19 protein-coding genes and 1 tRNA gene are annotated in these 20,916 nt (G+C 69.5%); 11 read left to right on the top strand and 9 right to left on the bottom strand.

Going from position 1 to position 20,916, the window contains the following annotated elements; genetic code table 11:
• Positions 1 to 55: 55 nt before the first annotated feature.
• The 4 genes from ATL40_RS13615 to ATL40_RS13600 all read right to left on the bottom strand — a co-directional run bounded on the left by ATL40_RS13615 (position 56) and on the right by ATL40_RS13600 (position 4,074).
• On the bottom strand, positions 56 to 2,206 hold the full coding sequence (locus tag ATL40_RS13615) for a right-handed parallel beta-helix repeat-containing protein (RefSeq protein ID WP_098470020.1): 2,151 nt from the start codon (positions 2,204 to 2,206) through the stop codon (positions 56 to 58).
• Between the two features lie 185 nt (positions 2,207 to 2,391).
• Positions 2,392 to 2,667, bottom strand: a complete 276-nt coding sequence (locus ATL40_RS13610) for a hypothetical protein (protein WP_098470019.1) — start codon at positions 2,665 to 2,667, stop codon at positions 2,392 to 2,394.
• Positions 2,668 to 3,102: 435 nt separating this feature from the next.
• Positions 3,103 to 3,525, bottom strand: a complete 423-nt coding sequence (locus ATL40_RS13605; protein WP_098470018.1) for a PIN domain-containing protein — start codon at positions 3,523 to 3,525, stop codon at positions 3,103 to 3,105.
• A 3-nt stretch (positions 3,526 to 3,528) separates the two neighbouring features.
• On the bottom strand, positions 3,529 to 4,074 hold the full coding sequence (locus ATL40_RS13600; protein ID WP_245867128.1) for an EamA family transporter: 546 nt from the start codon (positions 4,072 to 4,074) through the stop codon (positions 3,529 to 3,531).
• A 489-nt stretch (positions 4,075 to 4,563) separates the two neighbouring features.
• Here ATL40_RS13600 and ATL40_RS13595 point away from each other — a divergent pair, with 489 nt between their 5' ends.
• Positions 4,564 to 5,616 (top strand): hypothetical protein, encoded by a 1,053-nt coding sequence (locus ATL40_RS13595; RefSeq protein WP_245867126.1) that lies wholly within the window; start codon positions 4,564 to 4,566, stop codon positions 5,614 to 5,616.
• Positions 5,617 to 5,641: 25 nt separating this feature from the next.
• Here ATL40_RS13595 and ATL40_RS13590 read toward each other — a convergent pair whose 3' ends face one another.
• Positions 5,642 to 6,076, bottom strand: coding sequence for a hypothetical protein (locus ATL40_RS13590; protein WP_098470016.1), 435 nt, complete (start codon positions 6,074 to 6,076; stop codon positions 5,642 to 5,644).
• An 11-nt stretch (positions 6,077 to 6,087) separates the two neighbouring features.
• Positions 6,088 to 6,270, bottom strand: a complete 183-nt coding sequence (locus tag ATL40_RS13585) for an Lsr2 dimerization domain-containing protein (protein WP_098470015.1) — start codon at positions 6,268 to 6,270, stop codon at positions 6,088 to 6,090.
• A gap of 197 nt (positions 6,271 to 6,467) precedes the next feature.
• On the opposite strand from ATL40_RS13585, the gene ATL40_RS13580 reads away from it, so the two are divergent.
• The 3 genes from ATL40_RS13580 (at position 6,468) to ATL40_RS13570 (ending at position 9,201) form a co-directional block, all read left to right on the top strand.
• On the top strand, positions 6,468 to 6,836 hold the full coding sequence (locus ATL40_RS13580) for a VOC family protein (protein ID WP_098470014.1): 369 nt from the start codon (positions 6,468 to 6,470) through the stop codon (positions 6,834 to 6,836).
• 537 nt (positions 6,837 to 7,373) lie between these two features.
• A complete protein-coding gene (locus ATL40_RS13575; protein WP_098470013.1) occupies positions 7,374 to 8,132 on the top strand; it encodes a hypothetical protein in 759 nt (252 codons plus the stop codon).
• A 94-nt stretch (positions 8,133 to 8,226) separates the two neighbouring features.
• The gene (locus ATL40_RS13570) at positions 8,227 to 9,201 is read left to right on the top strand and encodes an IS481 family transposase (RefSeq protein ID WP_098468780.1); all 975 of its coding nucleotides are present in this window, start codon (positions 8,227 to 8,229) and stop codon (positions 9,199 to 9,201) included.
• A 1-nt stretch (position 9,202) separates the two neighbouring features.
• On the opposite strand, the gene dcm is transcribed toward ATL40_RS13570, so the two are convergent.
• The 3 genes from dcm to ATL40_RS13555 form a co-directional block, all read right to left on the bottom strand.
• Positions 9,203 to 10,633, bottom strand: coding sequence for a DNA (cytosine-5-)-methyltransferase (gene dcm / locus ATL40_RS13565; protein ID WP_098470012.1), 1,431 nt, complete (start codon positions 10,631 to 10,633; stop codon positions 9,203 to 9,205).
• Positions 10,634 to 10,718: 85 nt separating this feature from the next.
• A complete protein-coding gene (locus ATL40_RS13560; RefSeq protein WP_098470011.1) occupies positions 10,719 to 11,654 on the bottom strand; it encodes a hypothetical protein in 936 nt (311 codons plus the stop codon).
• Between the two features lie 350 nt (positions 11,655 to 12,004).
• A tRNA-Leu gene (locus ATL40_RS13555) sits at positions 12,005 to 12,091 on the bottom strand.
• Positions 12,092 to 12,286: 195 nt separating this feature from the next.
• Here ATL40_RS13555 and ATL40_RS13550 point away from each other — a divergent pair.
• Genes ATL40_RS13550 through pknB form a run of 7 tightly spaced genes read left to right on the top strand, consistent with a single transcriptional unit; the run spans position 12,287 to position 20,884 of the window.
• Positions 12,287 to 13,021 carry an FHA domain-containing protein gene (locus ATL40_RS13550; RefSeq protein WP_098470010.1) on the top strand — a complete coding sequence of 245 codons (735 nt, stop codon included), beginning with the start codon at positions 12,287 to 12,289 and terminating at the stop codon, positions 13,019 to 13,021.
• Positions 13,018 to 13,509, top strand: coding sequence for an FHA domain-containing protein FhaB/FipA (locus tag ATL40_RS13545; protein WP_098470009.1), 492 nt, complete (start codon positions 13,018 to 13,020; stop codon positions 13,507 to 13,509). The genes ATL40_RS13550 and ATL40_RS13545 overlap by 4 nt, the downstream gene beginning before the upstream one ends.
• Entirely contained in the window at positions 13,509 to 14,765 is a 1,257-nt protein-coding gene (locus tag ATL40_RS13540) for a PP2C family protein-serine/threonine phosphatase (protein ID WP_098470008.1), read from the top strand. The genes ATL40_RS13545 and ATL40_RS13540 overlap by 1 nt, the downstream gene beginning before the upstream one ends.
• On the top strand, positions 14,765 to 16,216 hold the full coding sequence (locus ATL40_RS13535; protein WP_098470007.1) for an FtsW/RodA/SpoVE family cell cycle protein: 1,452 nt from the start codon (positions 14,765 to 14,767) through the stop codon (positions 16,214 to 16,216). Before ATL40_RS13540 ends, ATL40_RS13535 begins: the two co-directional genes overlap by 1 nt.
• Complete coding sequence (locus ATL40_RS13530; RefSeq protein WP_098470006.1) at positions 16,213 to 17,682, top strand: peptidoglycan D,D-transpeptidase FtsI family protein; 1,470 nt, start codon at positions 16,213 to 16,215, stop codon at positions 17,680 to 17,682. The genes ATL40_RS13535 and ATL40_RS13530 overlap by 4 nt, the downstream gene beginning before the upstream one ends.
• Positions 17,679 to 18,848, top strand: coding sequence for a serine/threonine-protein kinase (locus ATL40_RS13525; RefSeq protein ID WP_098470005.1), 1,170 nt, complete (start codon positions 17,679 to 17,681; stop codon positions 18,846 to 18,848). Before ATL40_RS13530 ends, ATL40_RS13525 begins: the two co-directional genes overlap by 4 nt.
• Positions 18,848 to 20,884, top strand: a complete 2,037-nt coding sequence (gene pknB, locus ATL40_RS13520; protein WP_098470004.1) for a Stk1 family PASTA domain-containing Ser/Thr kinase — start codon at positions 18,848 to 18,850, stop codon at positions 20,882 to 20,884. Before ATL40_RS13525 ends, pknB begins: the two co-directional genes overlap by 1 nt.
• Positions 20,885 to 20,916: the final 32 nt, after the last annotated feature.

Here is a 20,916-nt window from a genome sequence, read left to right as displayed (position 1 = left end):
CTGACGCGCCGCGGAGGATCTCCGCGGCGCGTCAGTTCGCCTCGGGTCGATCGGGTCAGCTTCTCCAGGGCACCCCCACGATCGTGGATCCCGGTTCGGCGCCGATCATCTCGGCCACGTCCGCGGGCAGGGCCGTGCCCACCGCCGTCGGGACGGCCTCGCCCCGTACCAGGGTGACCTCACTGCCGTGGGCGAGGTGGCCATTCGCCTCCCACCCGATGCTCCGCAACTGGCTGAGGGTGCGAGTGGCCTGGAGGCCACTGGCGCCGTTGGGTAGGCACGTGATCCGTTCCGGAGCGGTCGCGGAGTCCCGGTGCAGGAGATTGTGGTCGAAGTCCAGGCTCAGGTCGGCGCGGAACAGTGACCGGGTCTGGTCGTCGTAGACGATCGGGCACAGCGCCGAGGAACCTGACAGGCCGAGCACGGTGTTGCGGACCGTGATCCCCCGCGTGAACCAGTCGGTGGCGCTGGAGTATCGGGAGTCCTGGGCCATGCGCACCGGACCCTTCCCGTTGAACACCACCGTGGAGTTCCACATCGTCACGTCCGAGGCGTCCACGATCGAGACCCCGTAGGCACCGTTGTCGTGGACGCTGTTGCCCGCGAGCAGCGCGTCGGTGAGCAGTTCGACCTGCACGCCGGTGCCCGTGTTCCCCTCGATCGTGTTGCGCACGATCACGCTGTCGTTCGCGAACTCGTCGAGCCAGAGGCCGGCGTGGACGTTCTCGCTGAACGAACTGTCCCGGATCAGCATGTCGTCGCTGGTGGTGAACTTGGCGCCGCCCGCCACCGGCTCGGCCTTGAACCGCTCGGCGTTGTTCCCGGTGGCCAGCACCCCGGTGATGAGGGCGCCGTCGGAGTCGTTCAGTCCCATGCCGAGCATGCCGTTACCGCTGACGGTCACGCGGTCGAAGACCTTGCCGGTGTTCCAGCCGTACAGGCCGACCGTGGCGGTGTCGCGGACCACGACGTTCTCGATGCGGATGTCCTTCACCTCGGCAGTGACCGCCCCCATGAGCGCGAGGTGGTTGGCATACCGCTGCACGCCGATGCCGCGGATCACCGAGCCCTCACCGTGGATCGTCAGCGCCTTGGCCAACGTGGTGGCCTCGATGGTGACACCGGAGGGGTTGCGGCCGATGTGGAGCCTGCCGGCGGAGCGGTCCACGTAGAAGGTGTCACTGCCCACGGCACCGAGTGAGGTGACCTGCTCCAGGGCTGTCCCGTTCACCCAGACACCCTCCGGGAGATTGGCTGCGGGATAGCGCGGGTCGAGGAACCGGCTGGTCTCGTCCCTGCCCGAGGTGTGTGAGACGCGGGTGTCGAAGGCGTGGTCCCAGGGCACCGACCACGTGGCCCCGGTGCGGGACCAACCGGTGAGTTGCTCACTACCGTCGATCCAGACCGCCTCGCCGGGGTAGTTCTGGATGGTGAGGGCCTTGTTGAAGGGGATACGGGTGGTCTCGTGATAGTGCCCGGCTCGGAGCACCACCGTGTCACCAGAGGAGGCCCGATCGATCGCGTACTGCAGGGAACCGTAGGGGTGCTGCTTGGTGCCGGTCCCCGTCTGGGCGCCGTCGGCGACGGCGTAGATCGCGCCGGCAGGGACGGGGTACCGGGCCTGACCCACGGGAAGGGAACCCACCTGTTGACTGGGTTCCGGTTCCGGTTCGGGTGTGGGTGTGATGTGCGGTTGGGGCTGCGGGGCCGGGTCGAGAGTCCCGAGGCGCGCCGGGCGGAATACGTCAACGGATGCGCCGCTCCATGCGGGATCGGCGTCCTGGGGGAGGATGATGCGGACGAACTGGACCCATCGGTCGGGGAAGGAGGCGTCGATCCTGAGGGTGGGGCCAGTTCCGGAGTCGACCTCGTGCCAGGTCTTCCCGCTCCAGGACACCTCCACCGACCACTGGGCGAGGGGGAGGTCGGTGGCGAGGTCGCTCGGCTCGAGGGCCACGCCGACGACGGGGCGGATGCGACCGAGATCCACGGTGAGGATGTGGGAACCGTCGGGTCCGCGCTCGTGCTCGATTGCGCCGGCCGCGAGGGTCCAGGGTCTCAATCTGTCGTTGGGGGACGTCTCGCTGGTGGAGACTGTCGTCTTCGTGATCGCAGCAGTCGTGACGGCCGCGGTGGGGGGTGCCGGCGCGGCCGAGACGAGGGCGGCGACGGCGAGGGTGGCGAGGGTGCGAATGATGCTGGACATGGGGGGCTCCCAGGTTCGGGCCCCCTGATCGATTGCCCCCTGGCCTGACGCCAGGTCGCGTCATGCCAGGGCGTCAGGATAGAACGGAGCGGGCATGAGCGCATCCTGAATGGTTATCGACCGTTTTATGACGCGGTAGGCGTCTGGAGTCGGCGCGCGTTGGTGGTGATCCTGTGAAGCGGTGGTCAGCGAACCGCGATCGTCTGGTGATCGCGCGTGAGAGCCGGCGAGATGAACGCACCCCCGATAGGGCGAACGCGCCGCAGCGGGAAGTGGCGTCGTGCGCCCGCCTCCCGTCCGTCGGTCACGCGGTAGTGATAGGAGCCGAGGGCGTGGCCGTCCTGGTCGATCAACGCGACGCTCATACGCCGCACACCGACCCGGGTAATGCGTCCACGTTGCACGAGGGGGCTGCCCTCCTGGGTGACCTCGACGATCTGGCCCATGGTCCACACGCTCATTGCATCCCCAATTCGTCCGGGTGTGAACGCACGGTGGTCCCGACCTGATGGCTGCGGTGACCGTCGAGCGCAGTCACAACGGAAACTGTCCTCCCACAATTGCGATCCTACGTGGTAGGGCTCCGTGGCGCGCGCCCAGTTCGGTGTGCGAGCGAGTCTCTATCGTGGCGGCTTCTCGCGAATTCGAGAGTCGAACCTGATTTGTTCGGTGGGAGGACCTCATCGTCAGCGCACCTCGCGGCGCCGATTCCGCCCGCCACTGGGGTCATGACGTCGGCGACCATGTCGCGCCGGGGAGATGCGTTTCCGGGTGCGGGCGTTTCTGCCGCCGCCCATCGATCGCTGCCGTCGTCTTCATCGCGATCGTGGCCACAGCCGTCCTCCTGGCAGTGCGGCGACGGATGGCGCGCCGAGTCCAGCGAGCCTCCGCAGCACTCATGCGGCGCGTGACGCGCTGACGAAACCCTCCCACCCGAGCACCTCGACCTCGGCCGCGCGGGCGAGGTCGGCGAGCGCACTGTCGTCGGTCACCAGCACATCGGCCTGCAGGAGGGCGACGGCGACGATCTCCGCTGTGGCCAGATCGGCCGGATCAGCGAGGTCAAGGGTGCGCGCCAGGTTCCAGGCGCGGGCGCGGGAGACCCGGTCCCCGAGCAACCTGACCTTCAGGGAGGCGAGGGACTCCAGCGCTTCCCGGGCTGCGCCGTCGTCCATCTCGCCTGCGCGTACCCGCCGGTAGAGGATCGCCATGACCTGGGAGCGCAGCGCCGCGGCGCCGACCAGCTGATGCCCGACGGCGGGCCTCGCCCCGGTCTGCAGGATCCGTAGGGCGGTGGGTGCGTCGATCGCGAAGCGCATGGCTCAGAGTGGCACTCCTGAGGGGCGGATGGCGAGAGAGTCCGATTCGCGCGAAAGAGTCTGCTCGGGAGACTCTCTCGTGGGTACGGGACTCTCTGGTGGCTGGGTGCGGGTGCGCCGCGCGGGGCGGGTCGCGATCAGCACACCGACCAGGAGGATCACGCCGCCGAGGACCTCGCCCGCCGTGGGCCGCTGCGCCAGGAGCAGGGAGGCGCCGGCCATCGCCACCACCGGGGCCAGCAGCACCCACGGGACCACTGCCGCGGAGGGGTGGCGGCCCAGCAGGGTGTTGAAGATCGCGTACCCGACCAGCGTGCAAAGCAGCGCGGTGTAGGCGGTGGACAGCCCCGCCTGCCAGCCGAACGCGCGGATCCCGGCGGCTACGACGTCGCCGCCCTCCAGCAGCAGCGAGAGTCCGAGGGCTGGCAGCGGCACCACTAGCGCGGGCCACACGGTCAGCGACAGCACGCCACGGCGCCCGGGGCCGCGGGCGTCGCCGGCCTGCCGCGCGATCACGTTCCCCACCGCATCCGGCGCGGGGGCGGGCACGTTCCTCGGCGGCTGCCTGTTCAGCGGACGGGTGGTCGGTCGCTCGGTGTGAGCGGAGCGACTCAAGGGCGCCGCTCCGGGCGCGGCGCCGCTGACGATCAGCGTGGTGGCATCGACCTCGGTGAGAAGTCGTCGGTCCGCCTCGGCGCAGCACGCATCGGCGGTCCTCGCTACGGGCGGTGAACCCCTCGCTGAGGGCGGTGGACCGTGTCCCGGCGCCGAATCGCGACCGCGGGGTGTACGTACTTGACCTGCGGCGATGCATGGGAGCGTCACCATGAGGGTCGGGTGGACCGCCCTCAGCGAGGGGCACCCCGCCGAGAGCGAGGCCGCGGATCACGGAGTCGCGGCTTCGGGCTGCGGGCGGCGCCCGCGAGACGCGGCCGATCTCGCGCCACCGGGGTGACACGACCGCCCGCGCGTGCCTACGGTCGGTGACATTCGCCCGCGCACCCGTGCGCCACCTCGACCCCCCGCGAGGAGACCGCCGTGTCCGAGACCAGCCCACTCACCGTCATCATCGACGCCGATCCGGGACTCCCGGCGCGGCGCGCGCACGCCCTGCGCGAGGATCTCGAGACCACGCTGACCGACCTGTACGGGGAGCCGGTCAGCGTACGCCTGACCGAACAACCCGTGGGCCTGTTGCCGCACGGCGACATCGATACGCCCGCGGCACAGGAGCTCCTCCAGCACTACGAACGGTGCGACGCCCTGCTGCTGCTCACCGAGGTGCCGCGCCGTTCACAGGGCAAGCCCCTCATTGCCGAGGCCTTCCCGGCCGAGGGGGTCGGTGTGGTCTCCTGCCCCACGTTGGGCGCCTGGGCCACGCACACCCGCATCCGAGAGGTGCTGGTCTCCACCGTGGTCCGCCTCGTGCCCGATCGACCGGCCCCCGACACCTCGGACTTCGAACGGCGATGGAGTGGGTGGCGGGACCGGGAGGACCGCGGCTCCACGATGCTGCGCGCCAACACCCTGACCGGGGCCCCACGCCTGGTGCTGGGCATGGTGGCGGCGAACGAGCCCGCCCGGACCATCCCACGACTGTCCGGGGCGCTCGCGGCGGCGATGGCCACGGGAGCGTTCGGGGTGTTCTACAGCTCGACGTGGCAGATGGCCTCCAGCCTTCCGCCGTGGCGGCTCGGTGTGATTGCGGTGATGGCCGTCTTGGTGATGGTGACCTGGCTCATCGTGGCCAACGGCCTGTGGGACAGGGCCGTCACCTCCCGCCGCAGCACGGTGCTGCTGCTGTACAACCTCTCCACCGTGGTGACCCTCATGCTGGCCGTCATGGCGCTGTACGCGGTGATGGTGGTGGCCATCCTCCTGGCCGCGCTGCTGGTGATCGACGCCTCGTTCATGGAGCAGGTCCTGGGTGAGGTGCCGGCCGCGACGTCCTACATCCGCCTCGCCGTGCTGGCGGCGGCCATGGGCGTGGTGGCCGGGGCGCTCGGGTCGAACTTTGACGACAGCACCGATGTGCGCCGCCTGACCCACGGGCAGCGCGAACGCAGCCGGGTGAAGGCGCAGCAGGAGTGAGGTAAGCGCAAAGGCTGGGGTGGTGTCAGGGGGAGGTCGCCTCGTGGGGGACGGGGACCGTCACCGTCCCGCCTCCGTACCCGTACTCCTGATCCCGGCCTTCCACGGTGACCTCGGCCACGTCGTCGGGGATCGTCAGGCCGCTCTGCGTCCGGGTGAAGGGCTGTTCCCCGGCGTGGTCGTGGGTCAGGGTGTGCTCCCCGAGCACGACCCCGTCCTCGTCCAGCACCCGCCAGCCGTCGGCGTACCGGGAGGGTGAGTCGTAGGGCGAGGAGACTGTCACGGCGACCGAGAAGGTCTCCGGTGCGGTCCGGGTCAGGTCCACCTCCAGGATGTCGGGGTGGCGCTGGGCTGTCTCGCTGCCGCCGGCACTGCTCGTGGTCTGCGCGGGGGTGGAGCCCGTGCATCCGGCCACCACGAGCGCCGTCGCGGCGGCGATGCCCGCGAGGTGCGCGCGCATGGCGGCCTCGGTCAGCGACGGCCGTTGCTGCGGGCGGCCTTCACGTACGGCTGCATCACCTCGAGGAACTCGCGCGCCTCCTGATCGGTCAGGTCGATCTCGTAGGCGATCTTCCCGACGGCGAAGGTCACCGTGCGCTCGGCGGGCTCGCCACTGAGGTCGGAGAGTGTGTCGATGACGGTGCGGGTAGCCATACCCCGAGCCTAGGCCGCGGCGTGCCACCGTGGGGGTTTCCCCACACCTTCGGGCGGGTGTCATTCGAGCAATACTAAAATTTGTGCGCCTCGACGGCGTGCCACGACCTCTCCGATGCTATGACTGAGGGCGGAACCGGCGCAGGGTTGCCCGGTTCCGTCCCCGTCACGTGTCCATCCGCGAAAAGGGAGTTCGAATGGCGAGTTCACCGTTGCACCACTCCATCGACTACGTCGAGTTGGTCGTCACCGACCTCGAGGCCGCCAAGCGGTTCTACACCGACGCATTCGGCTGGGTGTTCGTCGACTACGGTCCCGGCTACGCGGGGATCGCCTCCCCGCGCGGGGACGGGAGCGAGGTCGGGGGGCTCCTGCTGGCCGAGGAACCGCGGCCGCTCGGTGGGCCGTTCGTGCTGCTCTACTCCGCGGACCTGGACGCCACCCGGAGTGCCATCCTCGCGGCCGGTGGCGCGATCCTTCGGGAGCCTTATACCTTCCCCGGTGGTCGCAGGTTCCACTTCACCGACCCCAGCGGCAACGAGCTCGGGGTGTGGGCACAGCACTAGGTCGCGCCGGCGGGGCGGTGCGCGCAGGGCGCATCGGATTGGTACATCACCCCGGGAACGACGACGGCGGAACCCCAGTTTTCGTTGGGATTCCGCCGTTCGTGTGTGGTGCGCAAGGGGGGAGTTGAACCCACACGCTCCCGCGGTTGAGATTCCCGGATGGGTGCGGGGGGCAGGGGTTATCGGGTGCGGGCTGCGCGGCGCTTGTCTGCGGGGCGGCTCATGGCGATGACGCGGGCGTCGGTGATGCCGAGTGCTCCGGCGATGGCTCCCTAGGTGGTGCCGGCGTCGTGGGCGGCTCGGAGTGCTGCGGCGCGCGTGTTTCCCCATCGGAGGCACCCATGGCCACCCGCCGCCCCGTCCTACAGGGCGACACGACACCCGTCACACCCGACGACGCGCACGACTGGCAGGCCGAGTTCGGGGAGCCGCTGACGTGCGATTGCCGCACGGTTACCTGGAGACCCATCCAGTAGGTACCTGCAGTTATGGCGATTCTCCATGGGCGGAAACAGCCCCTACCGCTAGGGTCGGGATGTGCCCCCCGCCACCACGACCTCCGGCTCCACCCAGTTCGACCAGGTGCGCGACGGACTCGCCGCCGACACGGGCCTACGCCGCGAACTTGAAGCCGCGATGCGAGTCAACGTCGACAGGGTCGACCCCGCCGATAGGGGCAACAGGTTCGTGGTGGGTGCCGCAGTGGAGTGGCTCATCGCAGCCGCCGCATGGTCACTCGGTGTCCTCACCATCCCCGGCGGGCACGGCGTCAACGGTTTCGACCTGGTCGACTTGCAGAACGCCGCCCGTGGGATGTGGAGCGTGAAGGCGCAGACCGCGAAGTCCAAGGGCGAGTACCGCCTCACGAACGGCCTCGGCGGGAGCGGGCGAGGCTTCACCGAACCCACCGTCTTCGTCTCCCCCCACCTGCCCGGCTTGGTGTTCATCGACCCCGACACCCATGTCGCGGCTGCATCAATGGCCCGGGCGAAATCTGATGCGGTCGTCCTGCCGTTCGGGGTGGTGGCCCGGCATGCGACTGATCACCCTGAGTGTGTTGCCGCCCTAGAGGCCCCAGTGAACGAGGGCCGAGGCCGCGAGAATCCGTTCTTGGCCTACACGGAGACCATCGCAACCCCGGAGAGGTTCCCCCGTCTGGCGGGCATGTTCCAGGCCGCGAAGCCCCAGCAGACCGGGGTGGTGGGAGACGTCAACGCTCTGATCGCTTTGAGGGACAGCGGTCAGATCAGCGAGGACCAGTTCAGCGCGCTGCTGTCGAAGGTGACCGGCTCCTAGGTGTACTGACCAGGAGGGTTGTTGACGTAGCGAGAGACCTCCGTGTCGAGTTGGGACTGCTGAAAGTGCCCAGATCGATCAACGGAGGTCTCTCGTGTCTCACGCTAACGCCCGGCTGACCCCTGCCGGCAGGCTCACGATGGTGCAACGGATCGGATCCGGTCGAGCAGTGGCTCATGTCGCGGCCGAGATGGGTGTCTCCCGCACCACGGCCTGGCGCTGGTGGCGACGATTCCAGACCGAAGGACTACCCGGTCTTCAGGACCGCTCGAGCGTGGCCCACAGCCACCCGGGACGAACCCCGGCCTGCATCGAGACCCGGATCCGGATCGAGCGCCTCCTGAGCCGCCGTGGCCCGGTCTGGATCGCACGCCGCCTCGGCCTGCCCGCCTCGACCGTTGGCCGGGTCCTGGCTCGTCACCACACCCCACGTCTGTCCGAGTGCGACCCGCTCACGGGCCAGGTCATCAGGGCCCGGCGCCGCAGCGCTCAGCGCTACGAGCACGCCTACCCCGGCTCGTTGATCCACGTGGACGTGAAGAAGCTCGGGCGCATCCCCAGCGGCGGTGGCTGGCGTGCCCACGGCCGCCGCGAACAGGTTCGCGGACGCGGGAACGGCTACGACTACGTCCACGCCGCGATCGATGACCACACCCGGCTCGCCTACGCCGAGATCCACCCCGACGAGAACACCGCCACCTGCGCCCAGTTCCTGACCAACGCCGCGGCCTACTTCGCCACCCACGGCATCACACGGATCGAACGAGTCATCACCGACAACGCCCTGGCCTACCGCCGCGGCACAGCCTTCATCAGCGCGGTCGCCATGCTGGGAGCGAAGCAGAAGTTCATCCGCCCCCACTGCCCCTGGACCAACGGCAAAGTCGAACGTCTCAACCGCACCCTGGTCACCGAGTGGGCCTACACCCAGGTCTGGACCAGCAACACCGACCGAGCAGCAGCCTTGCCAACCTGGCTCGAGCACTACAACCTAGAACGACCCCACCTCGGCATCCGCGGTCAACGCCCCATCGACCGCGTCAACAACCCCACGGGTCAGTACACCTAGGTCACGCCCCAACCTTCGCATCAGCGTCGGCATGGGTCTTCCGGTTGGTGAGGACCTGCGCGATCTGGTGAGTCAGGTCGTCAGGGCCGGCGTCCACGGCCTCCACGATCTTGGCGGCGCCGTTGGCCATCAGCAGGTCGCGGTCGCGGGCAACGTGGGCGCGCAACACGTTCCACACCACGCCCGCGTTGACGCCGTTGCCCAACTGCTTGAACGTCGCGGCGTTGCGCTGGCCGCCGAAGTCGTAGTTGTCGGGCAGGCCCTGCATGCGTGCTGCTTCCCGGGGTGCCAGGCGGCGTCGCTTCGGACCCAGGATGGGGGTCTGGGTGATCGCGACCAGCGCAGGCAGGTGGGTCATGCGCTTGGCGCGGATACCTGAGGGACGCAGACTCATCGCACAGTCCCACAGGTGCTCGGTGTCCTGCGCCTGCCACTCGAGCTTCTGGCGTGACTCCGGGAACGTGCGGGTGACCCGTAGCCACTGATCGAGCCAGTCGCCCAGGCCCCGGGCACGTAGCCCGTCGTAGAGGTCCCAGTTCTTGGTGAGGAAGTTCGCCTTCCAGGCGGGTACCCGGACGCCGCCGGGGGCCATGAGCGCGCGCCGCTTGCGGTCGCTGGTTGTCCATACGTGCGCCCAGATCGGGAAGCCGGGCAGGCGCTTCGCGGGTGCTCCGTCACGGTCGGCCTCTGCCGCGTACAGGACACGGACTGCCTGCACCCACGATTCCCAGTGGTCGATCCACGCGACCTCACTATCCGACAGTTCGGTGCCCGTGAGGTCGTGCTGTGCGTCGACCGTGAGGAGGGGGAGGTCGAGGTTGAGGTCCCACTCCCGGTCCATGCGTGCCTCATCCAGGATGGTGACGGGACCGACCGTGGGGTCCGCCACGCGTCCCTCGGGGACGAGCGTGGCGGTGATGAAGACCCGCTCGCGCACCTGTGGCGCGCCCCCGTACTCGGGCTTGATCTGGTGCGGGGAGACGATGGCCGGCTGGTCGCTGACCTGATAGCCGGCTTCCCGGAGGAGGTCGATGATCAATGCCCACTCGTGCGCGTGGCGGGGGCCGATCAGGTTGCGGACGTTCTCTAGCAGGATCATCGGTGGACGCCGCGCCTGGACGATCTTCATGATGTCGTGGAAGAGGGTGCCGCGGGTCTCGTCCATGCCGCGCTGAGCGCCGGACTTGCTGAACGGCTGGCAAGGGAAGCCGCCGGTGAGGATGGTGTGGGCGGAGACGCGGGTGGTGATGTCGGCGGTGTCGACGGTGACGTCACCCAGCGGGTCATGCCCCCAGTTGCGGGCGTAGGTGGTGGCTGCGGCCTTGTCGATTTCCACGGCGTAGGCGTGATGGACCCCGAGGGCTTGGAGGACGGCGGCGAACCCGCCGATGCCCGCGAAGAGGTCGGCGTAGGTGGCGGTGGGCTCGGTCATGGTCGTCTCCGCAGTGCAAGGGGTCATACGTGTGTACGAGCTAACCAGGTAGCTCGTGGTTGCGCAAGTACCGACACGACGCGGCTCAGGATCGCGCCCTGGTGTCCACTGCGGTGGTCCATGACCACTTCTTCCCCGTGATCGCCGCGGCTGAGATGACGCCGGACGCGCCCGCAGACTGGGGCCAGCCGGGTGGCACGCCATCCCAGTCGCGACTCCCTCGCGTGGCGACGTACCTGCTGGGCAGGGTTAGTCGCTTCCACCCGTAGTGGCGGGTGATGGCGTCGAGTAGCGCCTGCATGTCGTCTCGCCGGGGGACCTGCTCCCCGGGTGGCTGGCTCCACTGGTCACTCTCTCCCCAGTTGGTGCAAACCCCGGACGCACGAGTCAGGTACTGCTTTGCTTCCGCTACCCACGCCCGGGGGGTGAAGGATGGTGTGTCGGCGAGTCGAGCGCCGGGATGCAGGATGCTGCCGGGCATCAATTCGCACGCCCAGTTCAGCACGTTCGTCTTGTACTTGCCCATGGAGATAGATGGCCCGTCTGGCATCCAGGCGAGGCCAGCGCCGATCCTGTCTATGGCAGGGTCGCCGCGCCGTTCATCCTCACCGAGGAGCCACGACACCCACTGATAGGTGCCGAACGGATACTTCTCCTTGTAGAGATCGTTCTGATACCTGCCCGCGATGAGGTTGGGGTTCACGGAGTGCCCGTGCGCTTCGATCACGCTTGCTTCCTGCGCGGTACGGGCGACGACGTGCTGGTCGATGCAGCGGTCCCCGGGGCGGCACATCGCGAGGTCAACCCACGCGACCTGAGACTTGGGGGTGCGGCCTTGGTGTGTCTCTTCGACCCAGATGGTCGTGAGGTCATTGAAGCCGATGACGGGCCAGCCGAAGTGATCGTGCAGTTTCGCGGCGGCGAGTAGGCCGTCAATGTCGGTGTTGATGATTTGGTACCGGGTCTCAGTGCGCCACGCCCATCGTTTGAGCGCCGCAGCCCGCAGTTGCTCGGCCTTCACTGTGCTGCCCCCTGGTCTCGCTAGTGAGTATCTGACACTTCTTGACTCTAGCGCGGTCTGTTCGTTGACATTCGGGGACCATTAGTACCTCAGCGCGCCCACATCCAAACCTGCCGGGACTCCGCAGGCAGGTTGTCCCATCCTCCCGGGCAAGAGGGGCCGATGTGGACGACGGGGCCGATGAGGGCGAGGGTGCGCCCGTGCGTATACCCCCTACCACTACCTGGTCCTACCTGCTCTCAGGTGTACTCACTTGCCGTGGAGTGGGTTTGGTACATCGGATTGGTACATCACCCCGGGAATGACGACGGCGGAACCCCAGTTTTCGTTGGGATTCCGCCGTTCGTGTGTGGTGCGCAAGGGGGGAGTTGAACCCCCACGCCCTTTCGGGCACACGGACCTGAACCGTGCGCGTCTGCCTATTCCGCCACTTGCGCGTTGCTGCGCGACTCCCGTCGCTCAACCTCGAGGACTCTACCACGGCCCGGCGGCGTCGGCCGAATCGCTCACGACACCTCCCCACCACCGGCACCTCCCCCACGTGATCTCGCCGTTACCATGGTCCGGGAGTCGTGACGTGCGCCACGAGGTGACCTCGTGGCGCGAGGAGGCCGAACGGAAGGAGGCGTGCGATGGGCGTGATGGACAGGTTCGAGAAGGGCGTGGAGCGCGTGGTCTCGGGCGCCTTCGCCAAGGCCTTCAAGTCCGAGGTGAAGCCCGTCGAGATCGCCAGCGCCATCCACCGCGACATGGACGACCGCGCGGCCGCGTTCAGTCAGGGCCGCACCGTGGTCCCGAACGTGTTCGAGGTCGAGCTCGGTGAGAGCGACTACGAGCGCGTGGAGGAGTGGGGGTCTGACGCCCTCGCCCAGGAGATCGTGTCCTCCGCGGCGGACTACGCGCGCGAGCAGGGTTACTCCATCGTGGGTCCGCTGTCGGTGCAGTTCGCCGCCGAGGGGGAGTTGGAGACCGGACGTTTCCGCGTGCGTTCCTCCACCAAGCGGTCCGAGGGTTCGCCCGAGGCCGCCGCATCCACGCCGGGCGGGGCCGCCGCGCCCGCGCCCCGCGCGCCCGAGCCGCTGCCCGTGATCGACATCGACGGCGCGCGGTACGTGCTGACCAGCGATGTCACCGTCCTGGGCCGCGGAGCGGAGGCGGACATCGTGGTGGACGACACGGGCGTCTCCCGTCGTCACCTCGAGTTGCGCCGCACCCCGCGCGGGGTCATCCTGACCGATCTCGGCTCCACGAACGGGACCTTCGTGGAGGGCAACCGCATCACGGCTGCCACTCTCGTGAACGGCAATACTGTGACGTTCGGCCGCACCCGCTTCATGTTCTACACCGGCCGGGACGCAATCGCGTGAGCGAACTGGTCCTCTCACTGCTGCGCCTGAGCTATCTCGTGCTCCTGTGGCTCCTGGTGTTGTGGTGCATCAACGCGCTGCGCCGAGACGTCTTCGGCACGCGCGTGGCGGCTCGTACGGCGGGCAAGAAGGGACTGCGCCGGCGTTCCCCACCGGTGGCGGTGGAGGCAGACGGCGAGGAGCCCTCCGCACGCTCCGTCCCGGTGACGCTGCTGGTGCTGGAGGGCCCACTGCGCGGCACCCAGCTCAGCCTGAGCACGTCCGCGGTCCTCATCGGCCGCGCCCCCTCCTGCACGCTCGTGGTCGACGACGACTACGCCTCCGGCAGGCACGCCCGGATCTTCCCCCACGACGGCCGCTGGTTCGTGGAGGACCTCGGCTCCACCAATGGGACCTGGCTCGGTGAGGAGCGGGTGGGCGATGCGGTCCCCATGGACCTGAACATGCCGCTGCGGGTCGGCAAGACCGTGCTGGAACTGAGGCTCTAGTGGTCCTGGCCTTCTCCTATGCCGCGCGCTCCGACGTCGGGTTGTTGCGTGAGACCAACCAGGACTCCGGGTACGCCGGGCCGCACCTGCTGGTCCTCGCCGACGGCATGGGTGGCCCGCAGGGCGGTGACGTCGCCTCCTCCATCGCGATCGCCCACCTCGCACCGCTCGACGGCGAGTCCCACGCGGGGGACCTGCTCGCCCTGCTGCGTGATGCCGTCGCGGAGGCCTACACGGAGCTGCGCACCAAGGCGCTCGCGGACCCTGAACTGCAGGGACTCGGCTCCACCGTGATCGCCGCGCTGCGCTCCGGTAAGCGGCTCGCGATGGCGCACATCGGTGACTCCCGCGCCTACCTGGTGCGCGCGGGTGAGGTCACCCGGCTGACCACCGACCACACCTACGTGCAGCACCTGGTGGACCTCGGACAACTCGACCCGGAGGAGGCCGAGCAGCATCCCCACCGCTCGGTGGTGATGCGGGTGCTGGGTGACCACGACCTGGGCGTGGACCTGGACGAGTCACTGCGGGAGTTGCGCGCGGGTGACCGGTTCCTGTTGTGCTCGGACGGGCTGTCGTCCTACGTCAGCGCGGAGACGATCGAGGACGTGCTGACCTCGGTGGTCGATCCGGGGCAGTGCGCGGACGACCTGGTGGACCTCGCGTTGCGCGCCGGCGGTCCGGACAACGTCACCGTCGTGTTGGCTGACGTGGTCGAACTGGACGACGTGAAGGACGGGCGCGCACCCGAGACGACCCCGCAGGTGGTCGGTGCCGCCACCGAGCACTGGCTCAAGCCCTCCAAGGGTGTGGGTGGTGCGGCCGGACGCGCCGCCGCCCTCCTGGCGCGCCCCGCAGCGGCGGACGACGCGGCGCCCCGGCGCGATCCGGCTCGCCGCCGGCGCCGATGGTGGCAGGCGATCATCGCGGCCGTGCTGCTGGTCGCGCTCGTCGTGGCCGGGTTCCTGGGGTACTCCTGGACCCAGACGCAGTACTTCGTGGGGGAGTCGCAGGGGTCGGTGGCGATCTACCGCGGCATCCCGCAGGAGGTCGGTCCGATGATCCTGAACGAGGTGCTGGAGGAGACCGACATCCGCCTGGAGGATCTGCCCTCCTTTGCTCGCACCCGACTGCAGGACGGCATCACCTCCGGTGACGCCACCCTGGCCGAGGCACGCGCCGTGGTGGAGAGCCTGCGGGAGCAGGCCCAGGAGCAGGAACAGGACCAGGCCCAGGACCAGAGCGGGGAGGGCTGATGGCGACCGTCATGCAGATCACCCCCCGCACGGGGCGGTGGACCGAACTGGCGCTCCTGCTGCCCGCGGTGGCGATCGGGGTCTACGGCACCTGGCAGGTCGGGCTGGCCCTGGACGGTCAGGTGCCCGACTACCTCCTCACCTACGCGCTCCTGCTGGCCGGGCTCGGCCTGGCCGGGCACCTCGTGCTGCGCTGGCGTGCCCCGTACGCCGATCCTGTGCTGCTGCCGGTGGTGGTGGCGCTCAACGGCATCGGCCTGACGATGATCACCCGCGTGCACATCACGCTGAACAACCGGGTGAACGTGCCGGGCTGGGACGTGGACCCTTCGCGGCACATGATGTGGATGGTGGTCGGGGCCGTGTGCGGGTTCGCGGTGCTGATCCTGCTGCGTGACCACCGCACGCTGCGGCGTTACACCTGGACCTCCCTCGTGGCCGGCCTCGTGCTCCTCCTCCTGCCCCTGGCGCCCGGGATCGGTCGCGAGATCAACGGGTCGCGGCTGTGGATCGGGATCGGCGGGTTCTCCTTCCAGCCGGCGGAGCTCGCGAAGATCGCGTTCGCGATCTTCTTCGCCGGGTACCTCGTGACCCACCGCGACACCCTCACCCTGGCGGGAAAGAAGGTGCTCGGCCTCACGCTGCCCCGGATGCGGGACCTCGGCCCGATCCTGCTGGCCTGGGCGCTGAGCATCGTGGTGCTGCTGTTCCAGCGCGAACTGGGCACCTCCATCCTGCTGTTCGGGCTGTTCATCGCGATGCTCTACGTGGCCACCGAGCGCCTCTCGTGGGTGATCATCGGCGTGCTGCTCAGCGTGGGTGGGGTGGCCCTGGTGGCGATGAACGTGGGGTACGTGGAGGCACGCTTCGATGTGTGGCTCCACGCCCTGGACCCCGAGGTGTACAACCGGTCGCCGGGCGGCTCCGGCCAGATCGTCTCGGGCCTGTTCGGGATGGCCGGCGGCGGACTCTTCGGCACCGGGTGGGGTGAGGGCTATCCGACCCTGACCTACTCCGCGAACGCGGACATGATCGTGGCGAGCCTGGCGGAGGAGCTGGGCCTGACCGGGATCGTGGCGATCCTGCTGCTCTACCTGATCATGGCGCAGCGCGGGCTGCGGATCGCGATCGGGGTACGGGACGGGTTCGGCAAGCTCCTGGCCAGCGGCCTCGCGTTCGTCATCGCCCTGCAGGTCTTCATCGTGGTGGGCGGCGTGACCCGTGTGATCCCGCTGTCGGGGCTGACCATGCCGTTCCTCGCCGCCGGCGGGTCCTCGTTGCTGGCCAACTGGGTGATCGTGGCCCTGCTGATGCGCATCTCCGACGGCGCGCGGCGCCCCGGGGTGCCCGAGGGTGTGCCGGCCACGGTCCCGGGCGCCGGACCAGGCCAGGGTGTCGGCGGCCCCGGCGTGGCAACCGGGCCCCGAGCGGCGGCGGGTGATCGCGCATGAACGCCCCGCTGCGCCGGATCAGCGCCGTCGTCCTGGTCATGTTCCTCGTGCTCATCGGGGCGCTGACCTACATCCAGTTCGTGCAGGCGAGCGAACTCAATGCCGACTCCCGCAACGTGCGCATCACCTACCGCGAGCAGGGACGCGAACGGGGACCGATCGTGATCGCCGGCGAGGAGATCGCCTACTCGGTCGAGGTGGACACGCCCTACCGGTTCCAGCGCACCTACGCCGATGGCGCCCTGTACGCCCCCGTCACGGGCTACACCTCCGTGGTGTTCCAGCCCACCGGGATCGAACGCGCCGCGAACTCCGTGCTCAACGGCACCTCGCCGACCCTGTGGCGCCAGCGCCTGGAGGACCTCATCACCGGGTCCCAGCCCGAGGGCGGCAGCGTGGAGCTGACGATCGACCCCGAACTGCAACGGGTGGCCTACGAGGCGCTGGGCGAGGCCGAGGGTGCGGTGGTGGCCCTGGACCCCGCCACGGGCGCCGTGCTCGCGATGGTCTCCACCCCGAGTTTCGACCCGAATCTGCTGGCCTCCCACGACACCGCGGCCGCGAACTCCGCGTGGGAGGACCTGATCAACGACCCGGCTGATCCGCTCGCCAACCGCGCGATCGCCGGGCAGACCTACGCCCCCGGGTCCACGTTCAAACTGATCGACACGGCGGCGGCGCTCTCCACCGGTGACTACACCCCCGAGACCCGGGTACCGGCACCGGACGTGCTGACCCTGCCCGGGTCCACCGCCACGATCCAGAACCCGGCGGGTCTGACCTGCGACGACGGTGAGACGGCCACGCTCATGCTCGCGTTGCAGAAGTCCTGCAACACCCCGTTCGCCGATCTGGCGATGACCCTCGGCGAGGATGCGATCCGCGACCAGGCCGAGGCATTCGGGTGGGGTGAGCCCCTGGACATCCCCTTGACGGTCACCCCGAGCCGGTTGGGTGAGATCCCCGACGACGCCGCCCTCGCGCAGACGGCGATCGGCCAGCGGGATGTGCGCACCACCCCGATGCAGATGGCGATGGTGGCCGCGGCGATCGCGAACGACGGCGTGCTGATGCGCCCCTACCTGATCGCCACGGAACGCGCCGCCGATCTCTCGGTGGTCTCCGAGACCGAGCCGAGCGAGATGTCCACCGCGGTGAGCACCGATGTGGCCGAGATGATGACCGAGATGATGGTCAACGTGGTGGCCAACGGCACCGGTGCCCCGGCGCAGATCCCGGGGGTGGCCGTGGCCGGGAAGACCGGGACGGCGGAGTCGGGGATCGATGACGGCACCACTGCCTCCTTCCCGCACGCGTGGTTCACCTCCTTCGCCCCGGCCGAGGACCCGCAGATCGCGGTCGCGGTGCTCGTGGTGAACGGCGCGGACCCGAGCGGGGACAACTACACCGGTGCCCGACTCTCCGCGCCGATCGCGAGGGCCGTGATCGAGGCGAAACTCTCATGATCCCGGCGCGCGGGTCCGTCCTGGACGGCCGGTTCGAACTCCTCGGCCGGTTGGCCACCGGCGGTATGGGCGAGGTGTGGCGTGCTCGTGACCTGGAGGGGGAGAACGAGGTCGCGGTCAAGGTGTTGCGTGTCGAGTTCGCGGGGCAGCAACAGTTCCTGGACCGCTTCGCCGCCGAGGCCCGCAACGCCCAGGGCCTGGACCACCCCGGGATCGCGCGCCTGCATCAGCACGGGGAGGTCGACGGTCTGGCCTACCTGGCCATGGAACTGGTGGACGGGGAGGCGCTCTCGGACCTGCTGCGCCGCCGCGGCACCCTCACCGAGACCGAGACCCTGGACATCCTGCAGCAGTCCGCCGATGCGCTCGAGATCGCGCACCGTGCCCACGTGGTGCACCGCGACATCAAGCCGGGCAACATCCTGCTCACCCCGGGCGGTCGGGTGCGCCTCATCGACTTCGGGATCTCCGTGGGCGCCGGGCAGCAGGCCATCACGGCACCCGGCATGGTGATGGGCACGGCCCAGTACCTACCGCCGGAGCAGGCGATGGGGAACTCCGCCACCGCGCTGGGTGACATCTACGCGCTCGGCGTCGTGGCCTATGAGTGCCTGGCGGGGCGCCGCCCGTTCACCGGCGGCAACCAGGCGGACATCGCCCTGGCCCACGTCACCGAGACGATCCCGCGGCTCCCGGACGAGGTGAGCGACGGCGTCGCCCACCTCATCACGGACATGCTCGCCAAGGATCCGGCGCAGCGTCCCGCAACCGCCGGCATCGTGGCCCGGCGCGCAGCGGACCTGCGGTCCCGCGCCACCTCCGCCCCGGGGCACCTTCCGCGGCGAGGCGGCCACCAGCGCAGGTCCGACTGGACGGCGAACCGTCCCCGCGGGGTGCGGGAGGCCACGTCGCGGGCACCGTCGGAGCCGCAGACACGCCCATCGTTCGTGCAGCAACCGCCGAAGACGGTAGCCTCACGCAATGGCGTCCCCCGGCGCGTGGCCATCGCGGTGGCGCTGGGCGTGGTGATCCTGGTGGCGCTGGTCACCGTTCTCGCACTTGCGCTCGGCGGCCTGGGAGAATCGGGTGGCGCGACCAACGGTGTCGAGCTGAAGGCCTCGATCGCGATGACCGATCGCGACGGAACAATCGAGAGGGTCGGGTAGTGGCGGACAGCACACCCCGCGTGCTTGCGGGCAGGTACGAGGTCGGTGAGCTCATCGGCCGCGGAGGAATGGCCGAGGTGCTCATCGGCCGTGACAACCGGCTCTCGCGCCGCGTGGCCATCAAGGTGCTGCGCGCCGATCTGGCGCAGGACTCCACCTTCCAGGCACGGTTCCGCCGCGAGGCGCAGTCCGCCGCGGCGCTGAACCACCCGGCGATCGTGTCGGTCTACGACACCGGGGAGGACACGCAGATCGCCTCGGACGGCTCCGAGGTGCGCGTCCCGTTCATCATCATGGAGTACGTCGAGGGCCACACCGTGCGCGATCTGCTGCGCGACGGCGCGGCGCTGCCCCTGGACGAGGCCGTGGAGATCACCACCGGGGTGCTCTCCGCGCTGGACTACTCCCATCACGCCGGCATCATCCACCGGGACATCAAGCCCGCGAACGTCATGATCACCACCGCCGGTGATGTGAAGGTGATGGACTTCGGCATCGCCCGGGCGGTCGCCGACTCCGCCGCCACCATGACCCAGACCCAGGCCGTGGTGGGCACCGCGCAGTACCTCTCCCCGGAGCAGGCGCGCGGTGAGGTCGTGGATGCCCGCTCCGACGTGTACTCCACCGGGGTGCTGCTGTTCGAGTTGCTCACCGGGCGCCCGCCCTTCCAGGGGGACTCCCCGGTCGCGGTCGCCTACCAGCACGTGCGGGAGAACCCGCCCACTCCCAGCTCCATCGCGCCGGACGTGCCCGAGGAGCTGGACCGCATCACCCTGAAGTCCCTCGCCAAGGACAAGACGATCCGCTACCAGAGCGCCGAGGAGATGCGCGCCGACCTGAATGCCGCGGTGCGCGGCGGTGTGGTGGGTGCCCCGGCCGTCGGCGTGATCGCTGCGTCCAACGCGGCGGCCAACGCCGCGCAGCGTGGCGCCCCCACTGAACTGCTCAGCGCCACCCCGGCCAGCACCGGGACCACCTCGACCGCCATCCCGGCGGTCCCCGAGGCGGAGGAGGTCGAGGAGAAGCGCGGCCGAGGCTGGATCTGGGCGCTCGCCATCATCGCCGTCCTGCTGATCGGGGGGATCATCTGGGCCGCGTTCCTGCGCGGTGACGGCCGCGAGGACGTCGCCGTGCCCGAGGTCGTGGGGCTCACCCAGACCGAGGCTGAGTCCGAGCTGACCGAGGTGGACCTCGTCCCGGTGATCCAGACCGAGGCGAGCAGCGAGGTCCAGGAGGGTTACGTCATCTCCACCGACCCCGAGGCCGGGGTCGTGGTGCAGGTCGGTGGCAGTGCCAGCGGCGAGGTCACCGTGGTGGTCTCCGCCGGCCCGGACGCCATCGAGATGCCCGACGTGATCGACGAGGAGCAGGCCGACGCCGAGCGCACCGTGCGCGAGGCGGGCCTCACACCCGTGATCGAGACCGAGGCCAGTGCCGACGTCGAGGAGGGTCGCGTCATCTCCACCGACCCGGCGCCGGGGGACGCCGTGGAGGTCACCGCTGACGGCAGCGCGCCGGAGGTGACCCTGGTGGTCTCTGCCGGACCGGACTCCCTCGAGGTGCCCGACGTGATCGGGATGACCGTGGAGCAGGCCACGAACGCACTGGAGGCCGCGGGCTTCCAGGGCTACACCACCCTGGTCACCGAGGTGAACGTGCCGGGGTACAGCGCCGGTGAGGTGGTCTCCATCGACCCGGGCGTGGGGTCGAGCGCAGAGGTGAACCAGTCCTTCCGGATCGAGGTGGCCTCCGGCAGCGTGCCGGTGCCGAACCTCGAGGGTCTGACGCAGGAGGAGGCGAACTCCGCGCTGCGCGATGCCGGCCTGAACGGCAACTTCCAGCAGATCCCGCAGGACGAGGTCCCGGCCGGCACGGTGTGGGACTGGGATCCCAAGGGCACGGTGGAGCAGGGCACCACGATCACGGTCTACATCGCGACCGAGCCGGAGCCCGAGCCCAGCGAGTCCGAGACCACCACCGAGCCGCCGGATGACGACGGCGGTGACGGTGACGGCGGTGGCGAGGGCGACGGCTGAGTCGCTCACACTGACGCCGAACCCGAGGCCCC

Origin of the sequence: Serinibacter salmoneus, assembly GCF_002563925.1 — a bacterium.
In the GTDB taxonomy this organism is placed as follows: domain Bacteria; phylum Actinomycetota; class Actinomycetes; order Actinomycetales; family Beutenbergiaceae; genus Serinibacter; species Serinibacter salmoneus.
Note: the sequence above shows the minus strand (reverse complement) of the source record. Positions and strands in the feature narration are given on the sequence as shown.